The 20,082-nt window shown below is 62.4% G+C and carries 25 protein-coding genes and 1 riboswitch; of the genes, 7 read left to right on the top strand and 18 right to left on the bottom strand.

Going from position 1 to position 20,082, the window contains the following annotated elements:
- Positions 1 to 93: 93 nt before the first annotated feature.
- The 6 genes from AC04SH_RS22805 to AC04SH_RS22780 all read right to left on the bottom strand — a co-directional run bounded on the left by AC04SH_RS22805 (position 94) and on the right by AC04SH_RS22780 (position 5,941).
- A complete protein-coding gene (locus tag AC04SH_RS22805) occupies positions 94 to 1,347 on the bottom strand; it encodes a L,D-transpeptidase family protein (protein WP_488576734.1) in 1,254 nt (417 codons plus the stop codon).
- A 341-nt stretch (positions 1,348 to 1,688) separates the two neighbouring features.
- Entirely contained in the window at positions 1,689 to 2,066 is a 378-nt protein-coding gene (locus tag AC04SH_RS22800; protein WP_488576733.1) for a hypothetical protein, read from the bottom strand.
- Between the two features lie 391 nt (positions 2,067 to 2,457).
- Entirely contained in the window at positions 2,458 to 3,465 is a 1,008-nt protein-coding gene (locus AC04SH_RS22795; RefSeq protein ID WP_488576732.1) for an ABC transporter substrate-binding protein, read from the bottom strand.
- Positions 3,462 to 4,250, bottom strand: coding sequence for an ABC transporter ATP-binding protein (locus tag AC04SH_RS22790; RefSeq protein ID WP_488576731.1), 789 nt, complete (start codon positions 4,248 to 4,250; stop codon positions 3,462 to 3,464). The genes AC04SH_RS22795 and AC04SH_RS22790 overlap by 4 nt, the downstream gene beginning before the upstream one ends.
- Positions 4,247 to 5,140: an ABC transporter permease gene (locus AC04SH_RS22785; RefSeq protein WP_488576730.1), complete on the bottom strand. Its 894-nt coding sequence runs from the start codon at positions 5,138 to 5,140 to the stop codon at positions 4,247 to 4,249. The genes AC04SH_RS22790 and AC04SH_RS22785 overlap by 4 nt, the downstream gene beginning before the upstream one ends.
- A gap of 192 nt (positions 5,141 to 5,332) precedes the next feature.
- On the bottom strand, positions 5,333 to 5,941 hold the full coding sequence (locus AC04SH_RS22780; RefSeq protein ID WP_488576729.1) for a YkoF family thiamine/hydroxymethylpyrimidine-binding protein: 609 nt from the start codon (positions 5,939 to 5,941) through the stop codon (positions 5,333 to 5,335).
- A riboswitch (TPP riboswitch) is annotated at positions 5,932 to 6,044 on the bottom strand. (Overlaps the previous gene by 10 nt.)
- Positions 6,045 to 6,237: 193 nt before the next feature.
- Between AC04SH_RS22780 and AC04SH_RS22775 the strand changes: the two genes are divergently transcribed.
- Positions 6,238 to 6,603 carry a hypothetical protein gene (locus AC04SH_RS22775; protein ID WP_112566792.1) on the top strand — a complete coding sequence of 122 codons (366 nt, stop codon included), beginning with the start codon at positions 6,238 to 6,240 and terminating at the stop codon, positions 6,601 to 6,603.
- Between the two features lie 122 nt (positions 6,604 to 6,725).
- On the opposite strand, the gene AC04SH_RS22770 is transcribed toward AC04SH_RS22775, so the two are convergent.
- From AC04SH_RS22770 to AC04SH_RS22760, 3 genes are all read right to left on the bottom strand, one after another.
- Positions 6,726 to 6,965, bottom strand: coding sequence for a DUF2934 domain-containing protein (locus tag AC04SH_RS22770; RefSeq protein WP_112566789.1), 240 nt, complete (start codon positions 6,963 to 6,965; stop codon positions 6,726 to 6,728).
- 87 nt (positions 6,966 to 7,052) lie between these two features.
- The gene (locus AC04SH_RS22765) at positions 7,053 to 7,256 is read right to left on the bottom strand and encodes a hypothetical protein (RefSeq protein WP_477234644.1); all 204 of its coding nucleotides are present in this window, start codon (positions 7,254 to 7,256) and stop codon (positions 7,053 to 7,055) included.
- Between the two features lie 91 nt (positions 7,257 to 7,347).
- Entirely contained in the window at positions 7,348 to 7,677 is a 330-nt protein-coding gene (locus AC04SH_RS22760) for a DUF1236 domain-containing protein (RefSeq protein WP_477234646.1), read from the bottom strand.
- A 203-nt stretch (positions 7,678 to 7,880) separates the two neighbouring features.
- Here AC04SH_RS22760 and AC04SH_RS22755 point away from each other — a divergent pair, with 203 nt between their 5' ends.
- Positions 7,881 to 8,189, top strand: a complete 309-nt coding sequence (locus AC04SH_RS22755; protein WP_488576728.1) for a DUF982 domain-containing protein — start codon at positions 7,881 to 7,883, stop codon at positions 8,187 to 8,189.
- Between the two features lie 15 nt (positions 8,190 to 8,204).
- Here the strand turns inward: AC04SH_RS22755 and AC04SH_RS22750 are convergent, their stop codons facing one another.
- Complete coding sequence (locus tag AC04SH_RS22750) at positions 8,205 to 8,504, bottom strand: hypothetical protein (protein WP_488576727.1); 300 nt, start codon at positions 8,502 to 8,504, stop codon at positions 8,205 to 8,207.
- 182 nt (positions 8,505 to 8,686) lie between these two features.
- On the opposite strand from AC04SH_RS22750, the gene AC04SH_RS22745 reads away from it, so the two are divergent.
- The 3 genes from AC04SH_RS22745 to AC04SH_RS22735 all read left to right on the top strand — a co-directional run bounded on the left by AC04SH_RS22745 (position 8,687) and on the right by AC04SH_RS22735 (position 9,591).
- Complete coding sequence (locus tag AC04SH_RS22745) at positions 8,687 to 8,959, top strand: hypothetical protein (RefSeq protein ID WP_352587470.1); 273 nt, start codon at positions 8,687 to 8,689, stop codon at positions 8,957 to 8,959.
- Between the two features lie 96 nt (positions 8,960 to 9,055).
- A complete protein-coding gene (locus tag AC04SH_RS22740; RefSeq protein ID WP_142870101.1) occupies positions 9,056 to 9,340 on the top strand; it encodes a PRC-barrel domain containing protein in 285 nt (94 codons plus the stop codon).
- 101 nt (positions 9,341 to 9,441) lie between these two features.
- The gene (locus tag AC04SH_RS22735; protein ID WP_142870100.1) at positions 9,442 to 9,591 is read left to right on the top strand and encodes a hypothetical protein; all 150 of its coding nucleotides are present in this window, start codon (positions 9,442 to 9,444) and stop codon (positions 9,589 to 9,591) included.
- A gap of 143 nt (positions 9,592 to 9,734) precedes the next feature.
- On the opposite strand, the gene AC04SH_RS22730 is transcribed toward AC04SH_RS22735, so the two are convergent.
- From AC04SH_RS22730 to AC04SH_RS22715, 4 genes are all read right to left on the bottom strand, one after another.
- Complete coding sequence (locus AC04SH_RS22730; protein WP_477234656.1) at positions 9,735 to 9,956, bottom strand: hypothetical protein; 222 nt, start codon at positions 9,954 to 9,956, stop codon at positions 9,735 to 9,737.
- A 283-nt stretch (positions 9,957 to 10,239) separates the two neighbouring features.
- A complete protein-coding gene (locus tag AC04SH_RS22725) occupies positions 10,240 to 10,647 on the bottom strand; it encodes a hypothetical protein (protein ID WP_488576742.1) in 408 nt (135 codons plus the stop codon).
- 191 nt (positions 10,648 to 10,838) lie between these two features.
- Entirely contained in the window at positions 10,839 to 11,603 is a 765-nt protein-coding gene (locus tag AC04SH_RS22720; RefSeq protein WP_488576726.1) for a hypothetical protein, read from the bottom strand.
- A gap of 422 nt (positions 11,604 to 12,025) precedes the next feature.
- Positions 12,026 to 12,262 carry a hypothetical protein gene (locus AC04SH_RS22715; RefSeq protein ID WP_488576725.1) on the bottom strand — a complete coding sequence of 79 codons (237 nt, stop codon included), beginning with the start codon at positions 12,260 to 12,262 and terminating at the stop codon, positions 12,026 to 12,028.
- A 229-nt stretch (positions 12,263 to 12,491) separates the two neighbouring features.
- Here AC04SH_RS22715 and dinB point away from each other — a divergent pair, with 229 nt between their 5' ends.
- Positions 12,492 to 13,733 carry a DNA polymerase IV gene (dinB, locus tag AC04SH_RS22710; protein ID WP_488576724.1) on the top strand — a complete coding sequence of 414 codons (1,242 nt, stop codon included), beginning with the start codon at positions 12,492 to 12,494 and terminating at the stop codon, positions 13,731 to 13,733.
- A 3-nt stretch (positions 13,734 to 13,736) separates the two neighbouring features.
- Here the strand turns inward: dinB and AC04SH_RS22705 are convergent, their stop codons facing one another.
- From AC04SH_RS22705 to AC04SH_RS22690, 4 genes are all read right to left on the bottom strand, one after another.
- Entirely contained in the window at positions 13,737 to 14,006 is a 270-nt protein-coding gene (locus AC04SH_RS22705) for an excalibur calcium-binding domain-containing protein (RefSeq protein WP_477234664.1), read from the bottom strand.
- Positions 14,007 to 14,101: 95 nt separating this feature from the next.
- Positions 14,102 to 15,397, bottom strand: a complete 1,296-nt coding sequence (locus AC04SH_RS22700) for an HlyD family type I secretion periplasmic adaptor subunit (RefSeq protein WP_477234666.1) — start codon at positions 15,395 to 15,397, stop codon at positions 14,102 to 14,104.
- Between the two features lie 11 nt (positions 15,398 to 15,408).
- Positions 15,409 to 17,142, bottom strand: coding sequence for a type I secretion system permease/ATPase (locus tag AC04SH_RS22695; RefSeq protein ID WP_488576723.1), 1,734 nt, complete (start codon positions 17,140 to 17,142; stop codon positions 15,409 to 15,411).
- A 320-nt stretch (positions 17,143 to 17,462) separates the two neighbouring features.
- Positions 17,463 to 18,755, bottom strand: coding sequence for an Ig-like domain-containing protein (locus AC04SH_RS22690; protein ID WP_477234670.1), 1,293 nt, complete (start codon positions 18,753 to 18,755; stop codon positions 17,463 to 17,465).
- Between the two features lie 506 nt (positions 18,756 to 19,261).
- Here AC04SH_RS22690 and AC04SH_RS22685 point away from each other — a divergent pair.
- Positions 19,262 to 19,957 carry a response regulator gene (locus tag AC04SH_RS22685; protein ID WP_488576722.1) on the top strand — a complete coding sequence of 232 codons (696 nt, stop codon included), beginning with the start codon at positions 19,262 to 19,264 and terminating at the stop codon, positions 19,955 to 19,957.
- The last annotated feature ends 125 nt before the right edge of the window (positions 19,958 to 20,082 follow it).

Raw genomic sequence — 20,082 nt, 5'->3', positions numbered from 1 at the left:
GCTGGTGAAGGCTCATATAGGCCGAGTCCAGCCAGAGCGGCGCAACAAAAAAGGCCGCCTTTCCGGCGGCATTTTGTTAATTATATCAAATATTTATAGCGAAGATGTAATCTGCAGTTCGCTGGCGCCATCGAGTGCGTAGACGTCGTCGCGGAACTGCACAACGCCCGGACCCGTCGACCACGCCGACAGATAGAGGAAGTGCACCGGCACCGGGTTGACGACCTGCACAGGCGTGTTCTCACCGGTCTTGATGGTCGCCTCGAAATGCTGGCGGTCCCAACCGGGGGTGTCGCGCAGGATCCAGGTGACGAGGTCGCGCACATTCTGCACGCGCACGCAGCCCGAGGAATCGAAGCGCATCATCTTGCCGAACAGGCTCTGCTGCGGCGTGTCGTGCATATAGACGCCGTCCGGGCTTGGGAAGTTGATCTTGACCGAGGCCATGGCGTTGCCTGAGCCCGGATCCTGACGGAAGCGGTATTTGGCGGCGTCGTCCGTCGACCAGTCGACGTTCATTGGATCAACTTCGCTGCCATCCGGCGCGAACAGGCGAATATGGCTGTCCGTGAGGTAGCTGGGGTTCTTCCGCATCAGCGGAATGATGTCCTTGCGCACGATCGAGACCGGCGCATTCCAGTAGGGATTGACGATGATCTCGTTGATCTTGGAATTGACCACCGGCGTCTGGCGGTCGATCTTGCCGACGATTGCGGTGTGACGCAACACGACGCGGTCGTTCTCGACCGCCTCGATCTGTGCCGCCGGAATGTCGACCAGCACATAACGGCTGCCCAGCGTGCCGGCCTTTTCGCGCAGCCGCTCCAGATTGGTCTGCAGCTGGCCGAGGCGGATCTGCGCCGAAACATTCATCGCGGCATAGGTGTATTTGCCCATGGCGCCGTCTGCCGGCAGGCCGTGGCGGGTCTGGAAGCGCTTGACCGCCGCGTCGACATAGGAATCGAACGACGTCGAAATGCCGGCGCTCTGCGCCAGGTCGCCCGAAATTATCAGCCGCTTGCGCAGCGGCACGACATCCGGATCGTCGACGCCGAGTTGTAGCTTCTTGGTCGCCGGAACGTCTTGCCAACCGCCTTGGGCGACAATGTTCTGATACTGTGCCACCGCCTGTTCGGTGAAAGCGACCGTCTGCAGGCTGAAGATCGGCAGCGTCGAGGCGACCTTGCCGCCTTCCGAGGCGCGGGCGTCGAACTGGTCGTCCCAATTGCCGCGGGCCGAGGATTTCAGGATATCGTCGATGACGTCCTGCGCGCTGGCGACATTAGCGACCATGGCGACGGCGAGCGCGGAGGCTCCGGAAAGGAAAAAGCGGCGGCTGGTTCTCATCGACGTTCCAGACATTCTTGTAGCGTTTGGCGCATAGCGTTCCGCTACTTGCTCGATCATTGGGCGATATCGCCCGCACTCTAAAGTTGGCACTGTTAACAATTAGCCAACCATGACCTGCATCACTCAGCCGTGAAAAAGCGGACCGCGATGCGACATTGCGGGCGCGCCGATGGCTTACGCCGCTGCATCACCCGCATCCTCGCTTCCACCGCGAATATGGCGGCAACGTGGCTTTGCGTCGAATTTGGAACCGCCAGCAATCTGAAATGGAATGACCGGTGCTTTTCGGCACCGTTCCCTGACTGTTCCCTCTAAGCCCCAAGTCTCGCTGGTCCGGCTCAGTTCTTTGCGTTGCCTGCCAGCTCCGAACAACGCTGCAGCACCTGGTTTTCCGGATAGCGCAGCAACTTGTTGTCATCGAGCTTGAGCAGCAGCGTTCGTCTTTTGTCGACGCTCTGCTCATCGTCCGAGCAGGTCATGTCGAGAATGATGGCGTCCAGGCCTTTCAGTTTCTGGACTTTTTGGACGGTGCAAGCGACTTCCCACATGTCCGCCGATTTGTCGGTGAACGTCACGATGGAGTCATTGTTGTCGCACGGGCTCGAGCCTTCACTGGCGAAGGCGCCCTGCCACCACTCCTGCGCAAACGCCATTTGCGGCGCGGCCAAGAGCATCATTGCAACCGGATAGATTTTGAGATTGTCGCCTAAACGCATGCTGTCCCCCTCCGGGCCAGGGCTATCGCATATGAGTTTTTACGAAGAAGACCCCCACCCTAACCCTCCCCACAAGGGGGAGGGAACGCTGCCGCACGCCCTGTTTGTCTCCGCCCTTGCATCCAGACCTCAGTAATTTGCCAAGATCAGCGCCAGCAGGGTCTCCCTCCCCCTTGTGGGGAGGGATTAAGGGTGGGGGTAAGTGCCGGGCAAACATCTCAGAAAATGTCATATGCGATAGCCCTACCCTCGAGGGGGAGATGTCGCCGAAGGCGACAGAGGGGGTCGCCGCGCGTGAAGCGCCGACTCTCCATCTGCAGGGGTAAGTCGAGCCCAGTCGGACCGACCCCCTCTGGCCGCTTCGCGGCCATCTCCCCCTCGAGGGGGGAGATTACGCCCCCAAAAACTCGTTCGTGAAATACGCTCCAAAATCCGGTCGCTCCTTCAGCGCCTTGCCGTCGGCGTCGAGCAATATGCCGGCGTTGAAGAGATAATCTCCCATCGCCTCGACCTTGGCCTTGTCGATTGTGCCGATAACGCCGGCCTCGCTTCTGAGGAAGTGCCCCTCGACCAGCATCTTCAGCGAAGCGTGGATCAGCGCCGGGTCGGTCAGCGCGTCCTTGTTGGACGCGATCAGCAGATCGCCGGCTTCTTGCGGATGATCGACGGCAAACTGATAGCCGCGCCGCGTAGCCTCGACGAAGGCCGACGCCGCTTTCGGGTTTGCCTGGAGATAGGCATCGCTGGAGCAGATGACGGTGGTGTGCTCGTCGGGCACACCATAATCGGCATAGCGGAAGCCGCGCTGCCTGATGCCCTTCAGTTCGGCATCGACGCCTTCCCAGGTCGAGACTTCCAGCGTGAAATCGACCGAGCCGTTGGCCAGCGCCTCATAGGCCGAGGTGCCGAGCGTCACCGTCTCGAAACTGCCCTTGCCGCCATCGTGGCGGATAATGGTCGAGATCAGCGTGTTTTCCCAGGCGCTGCCGAAGCCGCCATAGGTCAGGCCGTCGAGATTCTTCGGGCTCTTGATCTCGCTGCGATCCGCGTTGAAGACCAGCCGGCCGGTCTCTTGCTGCACCACGGCGTAAACCGCCTTGAGGTCGGCGCCGGCGGCGCGCTGGGTGAACAGGCCGACGCCGGCAATGCCGAAATCGGCGATGCGGTTGGCAACCAGCGTGCCGGCGCCGGTATCGCCATAAGGCAGGATGTCGACGGTGAGCCCGGCCTCGTCGTAAAAACCTTTGTCGCGAGCAACAAACAGGCCGATGTGGTTGGTGTTGACCGTCCAGTCGAGCGCGACGGTGACTTTTTGCGCAGCCGCATGAGCGCGCGAGGCCAGCGGCAGTCCGGCGGCCAGCGTCAGCAGCAAGGCTTGCCGGCGGGTGAATTTGGTCATGATGATCTCCTTTGAGCGGTCTGCGGGAACGAAGCTCGGTCAGTCCCAGGATTGAGCAGCGTGTCGAGGATTTCGGCTTCGAGCGCAGCGGCCTGGCGCGCGGCATCGCTGCCGGCGGCGCGCGGGCGCGGCAGCGGCACGGCAATCTCGCTGATGATGCGGGCCGGCCGCGCCGACAGGAGATAAATGCGGTCCGACAGGTACACCGCTTCACGCACGTCATGGGTGATCAGCAGCGCCGTCCAGCGATGACGCTGCCACATGCCTTCCAGCCAGCGCTGCATGGCCGCGCGTGTCAGCGCATCCAGCGCGCCAAAGGGCTCGTCGAGCAGCAGCATGTCGCGTTGCTGCACCACTGTGCGCAAAAGCGCGGCGCGCTGGCGCATGCCGCCGGAGAGCTCTGCCGGCCAGGCGCGCTCGAAACCGGCAAGGCCGAATTCGGCGAACAGCGGCGCGACTTGCTCGCGCGCCTCGCGGCGCTTCATGCCCTGCACCTCCAGCCCCAGCGTCACATTGTCGATGACGCGCCGCCACGGCATCAGCGCGTCGCGCTGCGGCATGAAGGCGAAATGGCGGCCATGGTCGTCGAGTGGCGCACCGTCGAAGCGCATGTCGCCCTCGCCTTTCAGCGCACCGGTCAGCAGCTGGAACAGTGTCGACTTGCCGGCGCCGGAGGGCCCGAGAATAGAAACGAACTCGCCGGCCGCGACGTGGAGCGAAATGCCCGCGAGCACCTCCAGCGCGCCGAAGCTTTTGCTGATATCGCGGAGTTCGAGCCGTGTCATTGGCTCTCTCCCGAAGGCTTGCGGTCGCGGCTCTCGCTCCCCGCATGTTCCCAGGGCATTGCGAGGCGCTGGATGAGCACCGCAAGGCCGAACAAAGCAAGCGTGAGCGCCGCGCTGACGGCGACCGCGGCGAGCACCAGATCGGGGCGGAAATTGTTCTTGGCGTTGAGCATGTAGATGCCCAACCCCTTCGCCGCCCCCGCATATTCGGCGAAGATCGCGCCGACCACGGCATAGGTGATGGAGATGCGCAGCCCGGCGAAGAAATAGGGCAGCGCCGAAGGCAAACGCGCCAGCCAGAAGATGCGCCAGCGCCCTGCCCCCATGGCGGCGAGCATCTGGGCAATCTCCTTGCTCGTTGCAGCGTAGCCTTCGACCAGCGCCACCATCATCGGGAAGAAAGTGACCAGTGCGACGAGCAGGATTTTCGGCATCAGCCCGAAGCCGAACCACAGCACTATGAGCGGCGCGATGGCGACCAGCGACAAGGTCTGGCTGACGATCAGCAGCGGGAAGAGCGCTCGGCGCAGCGGGGCCAGAAAATCCACCAGCGCCGAAAGCACGAAGGCGGCAATCAACGAGCAGGCGAAGCCCGCTGATGTGGCGCGGATGGTGGGAAGCGTGTTGTCGGCAAGGGCGCCGCGGTTTTCCCAGGCCTGCAGCAGCACGCGCGACGGCGCCGGCAGCATGCCATGCGTGACGCCGCCATAGCGGGCGTAGAGCTCCCAGGCCGCAAGGAGCAGGGCGAAGGAGATGGCTGCGGGGATGGCCTTGGCGATGCCAGCGAATCTCCCCCCTTGAGGGGGAGATGTCGCCGAAGGCGACAGAGGGGGTCGTCTCGCATAGAGCGCCCACGCCCTACCGACGCGAGGAGGACGTCGGCGCTCCACGCGCTCGGACCCCCTCTGGCCTGCCGGCCATCTCCCCCTCGAGGGGGGAGATTCGCTGGCATCGCGGCCTTCGTCAATCGCAGAAGATTCCACTCCGCCTCGCTGATCAGAAGCGGAGGCATCTCCCCCACGCAATGGGTTGGACAAAACAGCCACGACAATTTCCCTCAACGGCGCGCGCAAAGACGCGGCTCAGACGGCGCTCGGGCTGTTCGCCGAAATCGTGATGTCGAGGGTGACGTGGCCGGCGCCCGGGCCGAAGCGGCAGAAGGCCTCAGTGAGCGTTGCAAACACCGCGCCGGCATCGCCACGCAATTTGGTGCAGAAGTTCTTCGAGCGTTCAAAGACGCCGGACTGCTTCAGGAAATCGATGCAGCCATAAATCTCGTCCATATGGTCGCCCGTGCCCATCACATAGAGCGAGAACTGTGCTGCCACCGGCTGGTCGGTCGATGGCGTAGCCTGGACGGCGCGGATCGCGGCGAGCTTGCGCTCGTCCAGCGCAATGGCGGGTCCGCCGGTCTCGTCGGAGCGGCAGATCGGATCGTCGGGCTCACCCGGGCAACCGCGTGAAACTGCAGCCGAAAGCACGCAGTGCTTGCCGCTTTTGGCGGCCGCCACGAACAGGTCGCGCATGGCTGGAAACAACACCTCGGGCGGCCCGACCAGAAGCGTCGAGATGTCGTCGGTCTCGATCCTCAGCCGGTCGCGCCAGGGATCGAGCGCGCCGAGCGCGCCAAGGATGACGCCGACGAAATCGTCGGTCATGGGATAAAGGGAAATCTGTGCACCGGAAAACATCGCCCGCCTCGCTCCGCTGGTATTATCCAGATCAGCTTTAGGGTCCGAAGGCTTGCCGCCCTCATCTCAGCCCCGACCGTACGGAGCACCCCTGTGGATGGGCGGGTTAAAGCACTGTTCGAGGCATTGGGGAAGAGCATTTTTCGACTGTCATCGCGAAGTGTGTTGGGCCAGGTTTCTTGGCTTCAGGAAAATCCGCATCATTTCGAAAGTTGAATTCGTTCAAATTGTACGCGTCATCCTTGACGAAATATCGTACATAAAGTACGATATTTCCTTTCAACAAGGGGAATTCCGTGAGCACAGCGAACCATGCCGCCTTCGCCGACCTCTCCCGCCCGCTGTTGTCGCTGCCGCTGCTGCCGCCCTTGTCGCTCGACCAGCGTGAACGCGTTGCCGGAGCATGGCGAATGGCCAGCCAGGACATCGCCGACGATATTCGTTTCATCCGCCAATATTTGAAAGTGATTGCCGAGAAGGACGAGAGGCTGTCGACCGGCACGCTCGTTCACAGCCGCGCCTATGTCGAAGCCTGCGCCGGCTGGCTGCCGCAGACGGTGGCGCGCTATCTGCGCCACCTGCGCCAGATCACCGAATGCGAACTGGTCATGACAGCTGCCGGTATCCGCTTTGCCCTGTCGAGTTATGCCTGGGAGGCATAGGGTATCACGCGATCTTCATGCGCAATGAATTGCGCTCCCCGTTGGGGGCGCAATTCGTCGGACCCGGGTGCGCCGAACGGCGACATCCAGAACGAGGCCGCCCGGGCGAATTCTGCCCTTGCCTATTTCGACTTGGCTTTGCCGGACTTTGCGGCCGCCGGCTTTGCAGCCTTGGGCTTGGCGTCGGCCTTGACGGGCTTCGCAGCAGCCTTCTTCGCCGTCTTCTTCGGTTTGGCGGCCGCACCATCTATTTCGGCCGTGGCCTGTTCCCAGTGCTCCTGATGCGCGCCTTCTGGGCGGCCGGCCTGTTCCCAAATCTCATGTGCGCGCTGGCGAATGCGGTCCTGTCTGTCGTCCGTCACTTAAGCCTCCGTGGTTGGGTCCGATGGTTGGGTCCAGATTCCACGAAAACATTAGCCGAAATTTGAGCCGGCGTCTTGAGTGTGCTTTCAATGCGGATCGGAAACGATCGCAACGCCGAGCAGCGCCGCTTTCTTGGTGATCAGCCCGGCGAGGTCGGCATCCGACCGATCCGTGCCGGTGCGCTCCCGCAGCAGCTCAATCGCTTCCCTCATCGACAACAGCGCGGTGCTGCGCTCAGCCAACAGCTTGTCGCAACACGCCGCCACGTTGGTCTCGACATGCGGCAACATGGGGTAATGCTCCTTTCATCATTCGGCCCTGCCGCCCCTTTTGGGATGAACGACAGGGCCGTATTGGTGGTTCGGTCAGTTGTGGTCAGCGTTATTCGACCACCTCAACGATCCTGCGCGTGCTGGGATCGACCAACACTGTATGGTTGTCGACCACAGCATATCTGTACTGAACGTCAGGAACCTCCTGCAGTTCGACGGTGTCGGGCAAGGCGGAGCCGACATTCAACTCAACGCCGAGAAGACTAACCGAGGCCAGCGGATGTTTTTTTACGTATTGGTGCACGACCGTGCGCTGTTCAGGGGTGATGATCACCTGCTGCTGCGCCGGCTGCGTGACAATGACCTCGTCGGCCACGGCAACACCGAGACCTGCCATCATGGCGAGCCCGGCGACTGCTGGAATAAGGACGGTTTTCATCTTCGTCTCCTGTCGTTGTTGGCGAGCTCCGCCGAGCTCCCGCACGAGGCGAAAACAACACGGATCAAATTGGCGGGCTCCTGGAGACAAACGCCTCCGGTACGGTCTAGTTCCGTAAGTGGAGACTAATTGATCGGTTCCATTGCTGCTGGAACGCACAGGCATGATTCGCATTAGAGGATGATCCTCAGGAGACCTTCAAAATGGACGATATGCCGCTGCAAAATCCGGTGGCAATTGCCGTCGGCGCCGGCTCCCGACGCGACATCACCACGCTGGCCGAGATGCAGAATTTTCTTCAGGAATGGCCGCACGCCAGGCGCGGCAAGATTTACGAAACGGCGCTGAGGGCCTGCGAAATGGCAAGGGCTGGACACGTGACCAAGGACCAGGCGCGGCGGGCGTTCACAGCCTTTACGGAGACGGCCGGCATTGCCTGGACCGGCATTGATCCGGTGACGGCGCTGCGCCTGGCCAAGGCTGGAACTGGCCGGCCCCGGTCCACACTGTAGAGACCTCAAGCAAGGTCATTGCTTCGGTGGCTGCACAGGCACCTCGCCGGGCTTGATCACCGGTGTTTTTCCCTGGTCCGGCGGCGGCTGCGTCATGCCCTGGTCACCGCTGGGCGGCGGTTGGAGGACGCCGCCGCAAGAACCAAGATTGGCGGTCGAATTGCCACTGCCGTCATCGGCCAGGGGCGGCTGCTGGCCGCCATCCTGGGGCTGCGCCTGGCAAGGCACGGGAGGAGTGCCCTCGCCGCTGTCTTGCGCGGCGGCAGGGCCGGCAAGTGCCAGCAGCGCACACGGCAAGAAAACAAAGATCTTCATTGTCCGGTCTCCGTCTGGAATCGTCTTCTTTTGGCAAATGCAGCCCAGCGGAAATTGGTTCCCAAAGTGGTTCCCCCACTGGTTCCTAAGTGGTCCCCAAGCAAGGTGGACCGGTTTCGGGAACCTGCTTGCCGGCGGCGAGTTCCGCCTACTCGATGCAAGCACTGACCAGGGAGAAAATCATGGACCCGCGTAGAAAACCAAGCGACGAAGTGGAAGCCCCGACGCCGCGCCAGCAGGACTGGGATGCGTTGCGTGGCGCAAGGATCCTGCCCGACGGGGCAGATGAAGAAAGCCTGCCGGACACCACCGGTGTCGAGAAGGAAGGCGACCTGCCCGAGGAAGACGACGACAACCCCTATCAGGACAGTGACGATGCCTTGCCCGACGATGCCGAGGAAGCCGCCATTGGTCGCGACCCGGCGCGACGCGGTGGTCCTTTCGACGAGGTGTAGGCTCGAAGCAGTCTGCGCCGGACTTTCGTGGCGTTTTACCGGAACTCTTCGTCTGTTCGCTGGTTAGGAAATTGTCCAACTCAGAGGAGACCGGTCATGGATCACACCAATCACGCACGACTTGCCAGCACCGAACTGACGCCCGACATTCTCGAAGGCGCGACCATCTATGGCCCTGACGATGAGAAGATCGGTTCTGTCGATCATCTGCATGGCAGTCAGGTTGTCATCGACGTCGGCGGCTTTCTTGGCATCGGCGCCAAGCCGGTGGCGGTCACCACCAGCCAGCTTGATTTCATGCGCGACGAGGATGGCGACGTCCACGCCGTCACCAGCTGGACCAAGGACCAGCTCAAGGCGATGCCGGAGCATCGCGACTGATATCTTTCGAAGGGGCCGGCTGCGGTCAGCCCCTTCGCTCGCACGCCGGCGCGCCCTGGCGGCTTGGCTTCAGCGGCGCCCTGGTGATCAGGGAGAGACCTATGATCAGAAAACTCAAATCAGGAAAATACCGCCTCTATTCGCGCAAGGTCGATGAAAAGACCGGACGGCGACGCAACCTCGGCACCTTCGACAGCCGCGAGGCGGCCGAGAAACACGAACGCGAAGTCCAGTATTTCAAGCGCCATTGAGATCGCTCCCCGACCTCTTCAAAGCGCGCACAGGCAATCGCCCGACGCTGAGCGTGTGCTGCGTGCACGCTCCGACGCCGACCTGCGGGCCGGCGCCGGGCAACCGTCGGCGCTTGAGAGCCGACGGGCGCGCGACCGGACCTTCAGTTCGATGCGGAATCGCCCAGCGCCTCGGTGACGAAGGACGCCGCCATCAGGTCGTCGGCATCGATGCGTAGGGACCCTTCGCTACCCCCCATGATGGCAGCGACCTTCTGGAAGGCCTGCATCTCGTATTCGGTAATCCTGGCGTTTCGCATCCTGGCTTTCAGATCGGCAATGCGTCTGCCCAATGAGGCGGACGTTCCGATTTCTCTTTTCGACATTGTATCGTGCTCCAACCCATGCTTAGTTTTGCCCTCTGCCCGTCTGCCCCTCGCCGGCTTCGCTTGCTCCACGCCTGTATATGAGGCAGAGCGAATACCCACGCCGCAACGCGCTATCCAATGGAAGGTTCCGGCGCCAAACGGTCACAAAGTAATTCGCACCGGGCCTGGAAACCGCCGACGGCCAGGAGCCGGAGGCGGGGCGCCGACAGGCGCCGCAACCATCGGCTGCAGACGGCCCGGGCACCGGCCCGGCCGCCAAGTGCTCCGCACGCCTGAAAGTCTAGCGAGAGGGCGACGGCACGCCTGAGACCGAGCGCGTCGTTTCAGGCGAGAAAACCACGAAAGCAAAGATCAGAACGGCAGCGGCGACGATCAGCGAGCCTCCGGCAACGACGGGCTCAAGCGCCGGATTTCCCTGCAACATCACGTAGAGGGCCGGCAGCATGATCACCACGCCAACCGTATAGAGCCAGTAGTGGATCATGGCGATGCGGCGTGCCGCCTTTTGCGGATTGAGCGCGTAGTAGCCGCCGAAGATGGCGCTCGTCACCCAGCCCAGCAGGTTGATATGCGCATGCGCCGGAAAAGCACTGTGCTCGCCGGAAATGGCCATCTGCAAGCCGGCCGCGATCCCCAATATGAGGAACACGATGGCGGTTTTGAAAAAGAGCTCTGAAACCTTAGGCATGTCGTTCTCCCCCGATGCCGTTACCCCGGTATTGCGAAGGCTACACTCGGGAGTGAAGATTTTCCATACCGTACTTGGGGTTAGTAACGGTTTTCCCTTGATATTGGCGCTCCCCCGTGCCGTCAAAAAAGCCGCCGGGGCGAACCCCGGCGGCTTGGTCATTCGACTGGCCGTTTTAGCCGCGATCGGCTTTACGGCGTTGCCGGAGGAGTCAGCGTGGCGGCCATCTGGTCGATCTTCTCGGCAAGCACGCCGTTGGCCCATTCGGTGACCTCGGGGTCGACCGGCTTGTTGGCCATATCGGCGAGTGCGTCATCGAGCGACGGGATATTGGCAGCAGCGTCGGCCGCAGCCTCCTGCGCCTTCGCAGCCGCTTCTTCAGCATCCGTGACCGCAGCCTCCAGATCCGCCATCGTTGCGTCCTGGGCCGCCTGCTCCTCGGCCGTTGGCGGCGTATCCACATGCGCTGCATCGAAGGCCGCCTGCTGGGCGGCCACCGCCTCCTCAGCCGCCGTCACCGCCGCATTTGCCTCGTCAACCGCGGCTTGGGCGTTCTTGGCAACTGCCGACGCCGTCACATAAGCCTGAACGCCAGCGAAATTCTTGCTCTTGGAGTTCAAATAGGCGTTGATGTTGCGTTGCAGCGAGTTCAGCCGGCCAAGCTTGGCGTGGATGTTCTTTTCCTTGGGCGTCGCGGCGACTTCGACGTCATCGACAGCCTGGTCGTCGGTCGAGGCCTTCTTGCCGGCATGAGCCGATGCCGATTTGCCATGCGAAGCGCTGTTGCCGGATTTGCCGCTACTGCCGTTGCCGCCGCCATGGCCGTTGCCGCCGCCGCTGCCACCGCCATGGCCGTGACCACCACCGTTGCCGTTACCACCAGCACCAGCCAGGGCCGGAGAGGCCAGGAGCGCAAACGCGGCAAGCGCCGCCAAAAGAGTTTTTCGGGATGTCATGATACCTCCTCGGGGGATAGCCCATCTCCGCCGACTCGCTATAGCAGCGCCGTATGAGAATTTGCTAATTCGATGGAGTAAACTTTAGATAAATGGGGTTGCGATGCGCGACAATCGGCCTGCAAAAGGCTGGAGACATTTTTGTAACTGATTGAAATGTAAGATAAATATGGAAATCACAGAGCGGATCAGCCCTTTGCGCGACTGACGCCCTATACTGATCAGACCTTAGGCCCTATTGGCTGTGATACTTAGGTCGCGACCAGCGGAGCCATGACCGTCGTGGCGTAACTTATCGAGCAGGCGTCGAATGCTAGATACGACATCACCGGGCAGCCACCAACGTGATGATCGAGCTTCCGGCAGAGCCGTCGAGGCCGCCCGGGAAGGATGGCCCTTTCAAGCGCTTGCGGCATTTGAGCCTATGGCATCAGCAGGATATCGGCGCCCGACTGCTCGTCGAACAGCACCGCGCAGCCGCGTCCCAGCGCCACCGCCGACAGTGCGTTGGCGACTGCCTCGTCCGGCGACACAAAATCACCGGTCAGCACCCGCAACTCTTCCACGGCCTTGGCCATAGACACGCAGTGCCCGGCAACGCGATCGCTCGCGCAGGCGTCAGCGACGCTGACGAGGTCGATCATTTCGAACTGGCTCATACCGGCCTCCATGAAACCGTGTCCCATCGAGACAATGAACGCGGCGGCGAGAGACAATGTTCCCTGCGCCCGGCGGCAAGGCGGATCAATCGACTGCCGGTTCTCCAGCGAATTCACTGGAGTTAAGCACCTCGCTTGACAGTGAGCCCTGTTTGTTCTCTATTTGTTCGTCAAAACCACCCTAGCAACAGACGCGGCTAATGCTGCAACGCCCAAAGGAACGGCCGGGATGGAACCCACCATCCTGCATGCGGATCTCGATGCCTTCTATGCCTCGGTCGAGCAGCTGCTCGACCCGTCGCTCAGGGGCAAGCCGATTGCCGTCGGCGGCGGTGTCGTGCTGGCCGCCTCCTACGAGGCCAGGGTTTTTGGCGTGCGCGGCGGGATGCCGGGGCGGCGCGCGCGGGAGCTTTGCCCGCAGTTGATCTTTGTCGGCGGAAATTTCGGCGAGTACCAGAGGCTGGGCGACGCCGCGATCAAAGTGCTCGACGATTTCACGCCGCTGGTCGAGCGCATCTCGATCGACGAGGCCTTTGCCGATGTCGCCGGCTGCACGCATCTGTTCGGGTCGCCGGCCGAGATCGCCGCCAGGGTGCGGCGGCGTGTGCGGGCTGAACTCGGCCTGCCGATCTCGATCGGTGTGGCGCGCACCAAGCACCTGGCCAAGATCGCCTCGCAAGTGGCGAAACCCGACGGGCTGGTGGTGGTCGATCCGGCAACGGAGCTCGCCTTCCTGCACGACCTGCCGGTCGGGTTGATGTGGGGCGTCGGCCCGGCGACCAAAGCGCGGCTGGCCGAGATCGACATCGAGACCATCGGCCAGTTGGCCAAGACCCACAGCGGCGCGTTGCGCCGGCTGCTCGGCCCCGCCGCCGGCGAGAAGCTGGCATCGCTGGCGTGGAACCGAGATCCGCGAAAACTCGAGACGCACCGGCGGGCGCATTCGGCCGGCGCGCAGTCGGCGCTCGGCAAGTGGCCGGCCGAGGCCCATGTGTTCGGACCTGTTCTTCTGCATCTGGCAGACCGGGTCGCCAGCCGGCTCAGGGCAAAATCGCGACCCGGCCGCACGGTGACGGTGCGGGTGCGTTTCGCCGATCTGCACGCGGTCACGCGCTCGGTGACGCTCGATCAGCCGGTTTCGGCGACCGCGATGCTGGCCGAAATCGCCGAGGAGCTGGTACGCGGCGTGCTGGCCGCCAACCCTCGGGAAAAGACCATCTCGCTGCTAGCGATCTCGGTGTCGCAGTTGGAAGACAGTGCCGAGCTGCAGCTCGAGCTACCGCTCGGCCTCGATGACGAGAAGCAGCGGCCCGGCAGCAAAAAGGGCCTGGCGCGCTTTGGCGCCGACCGTGCCATCGACAAGATCCGCCAGCGCTTTGGCAGAGAGGCGGTCGGCTATGGCGCGGTGGCGCTGGAAGCCCGGCGCTCGGTCCCCGACGCCTTCCGCGAACTAGCGGAAAAGGAGCTGTGAAAACTATCGGCCGGTGCGCCAATAGCGATGCACCTTGACGCCGCTTGCGCTTGCCCCATTCCAGGGCTCGCAAGCTATGCCGTCATGGTCGGCGTCGTGCGTCGGCCAGTAGCCCGGTTCTCCCAAACGCGCAGGGGCCAGGCCGACGGCGCGGGCAGTGCTACAGTTCGGAAATGCCGCAAGGTGCCTGAGCACGGCCCAGGGCGAGTCGAACCGAACGCCCAGGAAGCCGGAAACGATGTAGCCGAACAACAGGATGAATGGGGCCAGCATGGCCAGCCGTCTCAACCTGCCCGACCTGCCGTGGCGGCGATGCATTGGCCAACGCAGGAACGGCAGGAGCATCATTCTTGGCACGCCCTTTGGCCTCACTCCCTGAAGGCGCGGTTGATCTGGTCTTGCAGCGGCTTGACGAGGTAGGAAATCACGGTCCGGTCGGCGGTCTTGATGAAGGATTCGACCGGCATGCCCGGAACCAGCTTGATCTCGCCAAGGCGAGCCACTTCCGCGCTCGTGGTCGCGATGCGCACGGTGTAGTAGCTGATGCCGGTGCGCTGGTCGGTGGTCGTGTCCGGCGAGGTGCGCTCGACCGTGCCGTTGATCTGCGGCGTGGTGCGCTGGTTGAAGGCCGAGAAGCGCAATGCGGCCGGCTGGCCGACCCATAGCTGGTCGATGTCGCTCGGCGCGATCCTGGCCTCGACGGCCAGGCTGTCGCTGTCGGGCACGATCTGCATGATCGTCTGGCCAGGGGTGATGACGCCGCCGATTGTGTGGGCAATGGACTGCTGCACGACGCCGTCCTGCGGCGCTCGGATGTCGATGCGTCTGAGCTGGTCCTCGGCGGCGATCTTGCGCTCCGTCAGTTCGCCGACCTTGGCGTCGATCTCGCGCAAATCCTTGTTGACCTCGGTGCCGAGTTCGAGATCGATCTGGAGTATCTGCAAATTGATCTCGGCAATCTTGCCCTGGGCCTGCGCCTGAGCCGCGATCAGCTGGCTGCGCTCGCCGTCGAGCCGTGCCGACTCGCGCTCCATGGCCGTCAGGCGGTCGATGGAAATCAGCCGTTTTTTCCACAGCTCCCGTATGCTGGCCAATTCCTCCTCGACGAGCGTGATTTCTTTCGACTTGGCCGCTGCCTGGCCCGTGTTCCCCACGATCTCCTTCTGCAGTTGGAGGATGCGCTCCTGCAACTGGCTCTTCTGGCCGGAACGGCCTGCGCGCCTTGTCTCGAAAACCTGTAGCTCGCCGGCCATGATCTCGGCGATCGCCGGATCATCGCGGCGATCGAGCAGGTCCTTTGGAAAGGCGATGCCGTCGGCGCCCTGGCGCTCGGCTTCGAGGCGCGCCTCGCGTGCCGACAGCTGGTCGAGCGCCTTGGTCACCACGGCAAGGTTGGCTGCCGGCATGGTGGGATCGAGGCGCACGAGCAGCGCACCGCGCTTGACGCGGTCTCCGTCGCGCACGGCGATCTCGCCGACGATGCCTCCGGTCGAATGCTGCACGTCCTTGACGTGGGAATCGACGACGAGGACCCCGGTGGCGATGACCGCTCCGGAAATGCGGGTCAGCGATGCCCAGCCACCGACACCGCCCACCAGCAGCGCGACCGCGACGAGGCCGAAACGCATATAGCGTCGAATGGATTGGTGGGAGGAGCTCAGCATCGTTCCTGCCTTCATTCGCCTGCGGCCACCGCTGCGGGCGTCGGCTCTTCGGTGGCGAGCCTGAGACGCGGCACAGCGACCACCGTTGGCTGCGGCCGCGGGAACAGCTTGGCCAAAACGTCGTCCTTGAGGCCGAAAGCCTGGACACGGCCCTGGTTCATGGCGAGGATGAAATCGACCGTGGCGAGCGCGCTCGGCCGGTGCGCCACCAGCACGACGATGCCGCCGCGCTCCCGCACCCCCATGATCGCCTGTAGCAGCGCCTTCTCACCCTCGGCATCGAGGTTTGAATTCGGCTCATCGAGCACCACCAGGAAAGGATCGCGATAGAGCGCGCGGGCCAGCGCGATGCGCTGGCGCTGGCCGGCCGACACGGCTTCGCCGAGCTCGCCGATCTGCGTTTCGTAACCGTCACGGAAACCGACGATGAGATCATGCGCGCCGGCGGCATTGGCCGCGGCAATGATCGGTGCGGGATCGGCATCGGGCTCGAAACGCGCGATGTTCTCGGCGACCGTGCCGGCAAACAGCTCCACATCCTGCGGCAGATAACCGATGAAGCGGCCGCGATCCTGCGGAGACCACTGGTCGAGGTCGGCGCCGTCGAGTTTGACGCGTCCAACAACAGGTTGCCAAACGCCCGCGAGTGCACGAACCAGCGAGGACTTGCCCGAACCGCTCGATCCAATGATGCCGACGGCGTGGCCCGCTTCGAGGCCAAAGCTCGCCTCCTGCACCAGGAGCCGCTGCGTGCCGGGTGCGGCAACACTGACATTCAACATCGTGACATGGGCATTGGGTTGCGGCAGTGGCATGCGCTCGGCCTCAGCGGGCAACAGCATCAGGATCTTGTTCAGGCGTTGCCAGCCCTGGCGCGCCGATACGAAACCCTTCCAGTTGCCGATGGCCAGATCGACCGGGGCCAGCGCCCTGCCGCTGAGGATCGAGGCCGTGATCATAATGCCGGCCGTCGCCTGCTGCTCGATCACCAGCCAGGCACCGATGCCGAGCATTGCCGACTGCAGGAGCATTCGCAGCACCTTGGACATCGCGCCAAAGCCGCCGGCAATGTCGCTCACCCTGCGCTGCTCTGCGAGATAATCGAGGTTGGCATCCTGCCATTTTTCCGCAAGTGCGCCCTCCATGCCCATGGCCGCGATGACCTCTGCATTGCGGTAGCCCGCATCGGCAAGACCGTTGCGGGCCGCGCCGATCCTGGTTGCGGAGCGGACCGGCTCGCGTGTCAGGCGTCCGGCGACGATGGTCAGCAACACCAAGACCGTGGCGCCCAGCAGGGCGACTGCGCCGAGAACCATGTGGAAGGCAAAGATGACGATCAAGTAAAGCGGTATCCACGGCAGATCGAACAGGGCCGTCGGGCCAGCGCCGGAGAGGAATCCGCGAACGTTGTCGAGATCGCGGAGCGGCTGATTGCCATCACCTGCATGGCCGATCTTCAGCGGCAGCCTGAGTACGCTGGCATAGATGCGGGGGCCAAGGGACTCGTCGAGAGCGCCGCCGATCCGCACGAGGATGCGACCGCGAATGAAATCGAGCAGGCCCTGGCCGCCGTAAAGAATGACGAGGAGGACGCTTAGGCCCAATAGGGTCGGCAAGCTGCGGCTCGGCAACACCCGATCGTAAACTTCCAGCATGTAGATTGAGCCTGAGAGCATCAGGATGTTGATCACGCCGCTGAAAAGCGCGATGGCGACAAAGGCCGAACGGCAGGAGCGTAGCGCCACGGCAAGCTCCGCACGCGGGGGCGAAGCACCTGCTCGCTTGCGAGAGGCGCGACCCGCAACGGCTGCAGGGGCTGGGTTTTTCGCGATGCGGCGGTGGTTGCTATCGACAAACCGGAACACGATGCCGAGAAGGATCACGGCCGATGCGATAAGCATCCCGACCGAACCCGTCAAATTGGCTGGAACCGGAATCGCACCGGCGAACAAGAAGGAGCAGGCCGCGAAACCCATGCCAAGCAACTTGACCATAATGCGCATTGGTTTGAACATATTTGCTGCAGTCAAGGGCCGCGCAAAGCACGGCCCTTGAGTTTGCTATGTTATTCGTGCGTGTGGATGAGAAGGTCGGTAAGCTCGGCGATGGAATAGGCGTCCGGAGCCCCGCTGTACGCATCCTGCACCTGCGCTATCAGATCGGCCTTGATTTGGTCGGCCGTGAGCCCGGTCAGGTTGTTGGCAGCGTCGGGGTCAGCCGACGCGTGATGCTCACGTTGATAGATGTACGCCGCCATGAAGCCGGGGTTTGTATCTTCATCGAGAAGATTGAGAACCGCGTTGACCGCCTCCTTCGCCAGCAGGTTCTGGCCGCCGTCGCCGTTGGGGAGCGAAAGAGCGTCGTGGAACGTAAAGTCATTGACCAAAGCACCGCTGCCGTTGACAGGAGAACTAACGTCCCATTGCCCCCCCGCATACGGGCCATTGACGGTGAAGTAGGTTTCGAACGACGTATCCTGTGGGATGTCCCAGTCATTCGCTTGCGGCCCGCTTCCGTCATGCCCCTTCCAATATCCGGGCGAACCGGCATCGGCGTAGATGCAGAGATCGACATCGGCGCTATCAGTGCCACCCTTCCCGTCGGAGATGTCGTAGCTGAACGTATCGACAGGATCGGCATGTCCGCCCACGGGAATATCGGCGCCAGTGTATTGATACTGGAAGTCGCCGTCGGTCTGTATCATCAGCGTGCCGTGCGCGAGGACGATCGTGTACCAGCCGTCCCCGTCCGGGATCAGCGTGGAAAGAGCCACGCCATTCACAGCCGTAACGGCCAGAGCGTCGCCGTCAGGATCGCTATCGTTGGCAAGGACGTTGCCGGTGACAGGCGTGTGCTCGGTGCCGCACGCCGGATCGTCGTCGACGGCAACCGGCGGATGATTGGTGGGCGGGGTATCCGGTGTGTCGTCAGTCCATTTGATGCTGCCACCGGCGCTCGTCGTGCTTGTGGCGCGGACGCCAAGAGTGCCGAATTTTGTCGGATCGAAGTCACTCGGCGCGGCGATCGAGAAAGACGAACCATAAAGATCGTTGGGATCGGCGGTGATGTAGCTGCTCGGCGGTACCTTGCCTAGCCCGGCATCCGAGATCTTCAATCCGCCGTCCCAGACCTCGCCACTACCGTTCATATTCAAGCTGCTTTCCGACTTGGCGCCGGTAAAGCCGGTCAAACCGGTCAACGCAGAATCGACGGTATTGCCGTCCGACCAATAGAGCGCGTTCACATTCATCGACCCGAAAAGGACCGTGGTCGTAAATGTTCCCGCGACCGAGTCATAGACGACTTTGAATTGTAGCCCTTCGGCCACGCTGCCGAAATCCCACTCATAGGTTGACATTTTTTCACTCCCCAACATGGCGCGCTTACACACAACCGCGCCCTTTGCGCCCTGAGGCGCGCCCCAATTTTCTGCCCACAAAGGAATGTTGCCGCCCTTCACCCTTTGTTAACGAATTCTTGCATTTCCGTGATGAACCTGTCCATATAACCTCGGTTATAGGCGCTTTCGTAAAATTAACGACAGCAAAAATCTTCTTTGTTATAATATAGTATTGTCATCCGGCTCGAATTCTTTTCTTGAATTGATAAATTTACCAAGCACAGCGAATTTCTTTGGGTCACTCTGCCCCTTTCATAAAGATGAACGACAGAATTGATGCGTCTGTTTAGCGCGTTTTTTCAGTTCGCCGCTACCAATCTTGCTATGAGTCTCGCGCGGCGGTTAACTAACTAGCTGCTAATGTTTTGCATAGTCGTGCTGCTTCTGTCAGCATGGCTCCCTTCCATACCAAGCGCGGTTGCCATATCCGCTTCCGGCGGTTGGGAGCGCAGGGAGGAGACGTCATGACTGGACACGTGGCAGCTTTCGGCGGGCTGAACATGGTCACCACGGTGTTCATCGCCGATGACCATCCGCTCCTGCTGCACGGACTGGCCGACCTGATTGCCCGCGATCCCGGCTTCCTGGTTGTCGGGTCGGCGCTGGACGGAAAGAGCGCGCTGGCGATGATCCAGCAGCAGGTGCCGGATGTCGCGGTGCTCGACGTGCGCATGCCGGAGCTGAGCGGGCCCGAAATCGCCGCGGAAATCGGCAGGCTGGGGCTCGCCACGCGCTGCGTGCTTCTGACCGCAACCGCTTCCAACGCCGAGCTTTATGATGCCGTGATGGCGGGCGTCGCCGGTATCGTGTTCAAGGAAGCCACGGTCGAGACGCTGGCCAAATGTATCCATCAGGTGGCCGCGGGCGGACGTTGGTTGCCCGCCGAGATCGTCGGCGACGCTGTCGAAAGCGAGGCTTCCCGGCGGATCAGATGGCGAAAGCTTTCGTCGCTGCTGACCATTCGCGAGATGGAAATCGCCCAGCTGGCCGCCGCCAACAGGCCGAACGGGCAGATCGCGCTCGATCTCGGCATTTCGAAAGGCACGCTGAAAATCCATATGAACAATATCTACCGCAAATTGCAGGTCTCGTCGCGAGGCGAGCTTTTTCAGCTGGTGGCCGGTCAAATCTCGCACGACGCCCGGACAACCCGGCAATGAAACCCGTTCAGATGTGTGCGACAGCCTGCCTGTCCGGCTTCGCCGGCCCTGTAAGATCCCCGGTGCTGCGGTGCTGCCGATGCCGAACCGCGGCGGCCAGAATCTCGCACAGGCCAAAATCTGGC

The sequence above is a fragment of the Mesorhizobium sp. CNPSo 4688 genome (genome assembly GCF_057784295.1).
The sequence above is the reverse complement of the archived record's forward strand: the minus strand, read 5'-3'. Positions and strand labels throughout refer to the sequence as shown.

Excerpts from the sequence above, each read along its gene's own strand:
- dinB (WP_488576724.1), top strand. The coding sequence starts at position 12,492 with ATGGAACCCACCATCCTGCATGCGGATCTCGATGCCTTCTATGCCTCG.
- AC04SH_RS22760 (WP_477234646.1), bottom strand. The coding sequence starts at position 7,677 with ATGAAAACCGTCCTTATTCCAGCAGTCGCCGGGCTCGCCATGATGGCA.
- AC04SH_RS22745 (WP_352587470.1), top strand. The coding sequence starts at position 8,687 with ATGGACCCGCGTAGAAAACCAAGCGACGAAGTGGAAGCCCCGACGCCG.
- AC04SH_RS22765 (WP_477234644.1), bottom strand. The coding sequence starts at position 7,256 with ATGTTGCCGCATGTCGAGACCAACGTGGCGGCGTGTTGCGACAAGCTG.
- AC04SH_RS22685 (WP_488576722.1), top strand. The coding sequence starts at position 19,262 with ATGACTGGACACGTGGCAGCTTTCGGCGGGCTGAACATGGTCACCACG.
- AC04SH_RS22795 (WP_488576732.1), bottom strand. The coding sequence starts at position 3,465 with ATGACCAAATTCACCCGCCGGCAAGCCTTGCTGCTGACGCTGGCCGCC.
- AC04SH_RS22700 (WP_477234666.1), bottom strand. The coding sequence starts at position 15,397 with ATGCTGAGCTCCTCCCACCAATCCATTCGACGCTATATGCGTTTCGGC.
- AC04SH_RS22690 (WP_477234670.1), bottom strand. The coding sequence starts at position 18,755 with ATGTCAACCTATGAGTGGGATTTCGGCAGCGTGGCCGAAGGGCTACAA.
- AC04SH_RS22715 (WP_488576725.1), bottom strand. The coding sequence starts at position 12,262 with ATGAGCCAGTTCGAAATGATCGACCTCGTCAGCGTCGCTGACGCCTGC.
- AC04SH_RS22735 (WP_142870100.1), top strand. The coding sequence starts at position 9,442 with ATGATCAGAAAACTCAAATCAGGAAAATACCGCCTCTATTCGCGCAAG.
- AC04SH_RS22720 (WP_488576726.1), bottom strand. The coding sequence starts at position 11,603 with ATGACATCCCGAAAAACTCTTTTGGCGGCGCTTGCCGCGTTTGCGCTC.
- AC04SH_RS22755 (WP_488576728.1), top strand. The coding sequence starts at position 7,881 with ATGGACGATATGCCGCTGCAAAATCCGGTGGCAATTGCCGTCGGCGCC.
- AC04SH_RS22740 (WP_142870101.1), top strand. The coding sequence starts at position 9,056 with ATGGATCACACCAATCACGCACGACTTGCCAGCACCGAACTGACGCCC.
- AC04SH_RS22790 (WP_488576731.1), bottom strand. The coding sequence starts at position 4,250 with ATGACACGGCTCGAACTCCGCGATATCAGCAAAAGCTTCGGCGCGCTG.
- AC04SH_RS22705 (WP_477234664.1), bottom strand. The coding sequence starts at position 14,006 with ATGCTGGCCCCATTCATCCTGTTGTTCGGCTACATCGTTTCCGGCTTC.
- AC04SH_RS22780 (WP_488576729.1), bottom strand. The coding sequence starts at position 5,941 with ATGTTTTCCGGTGCACAGATTTCCCTTTATCCCATGACCGACGATTTC.
- AC04SH_RS22805 (WP_488576734.1), bottom strand. The coding sequence starts at position 1,347 with ATGAGAACCAGCCGCCGCTTTTTCCTTTCCGGAGCCTCCGCGCTCGCC.
- AC04SH_RS22725 (WP_488576742.1), bottom strand. The coding sequence starts at position 10,647 with ATGCCTAAGGTTTCAGAGCTCTTTTTCAAAACCGCCATCGTGTTCCTC.
- AC04SH_RS22730 (WP_477234656.1), bottom strand. The coding sequence starts at position 9,956 with ATGTCGAAAAGAGAAATCGGAACGTCCGCCTCATTGGGCAGACGCATT.
- AC04SH_RS22800 (WP_488576733.1), bottom strand. The coding sequence starts at position 2,066 with ATGCGTTTAGGCGACAATCTCAAAATCTATCCGGTTGCAATGATGCTC.
- AC04SH_RS22750 (WP_488576727.1), bottom strand. The coding sequence starts at position 8,504 with ATGAAGATCTTTGTTTTCTTGCCGTGTGCGCTGCTGGCACTTGCCGGC.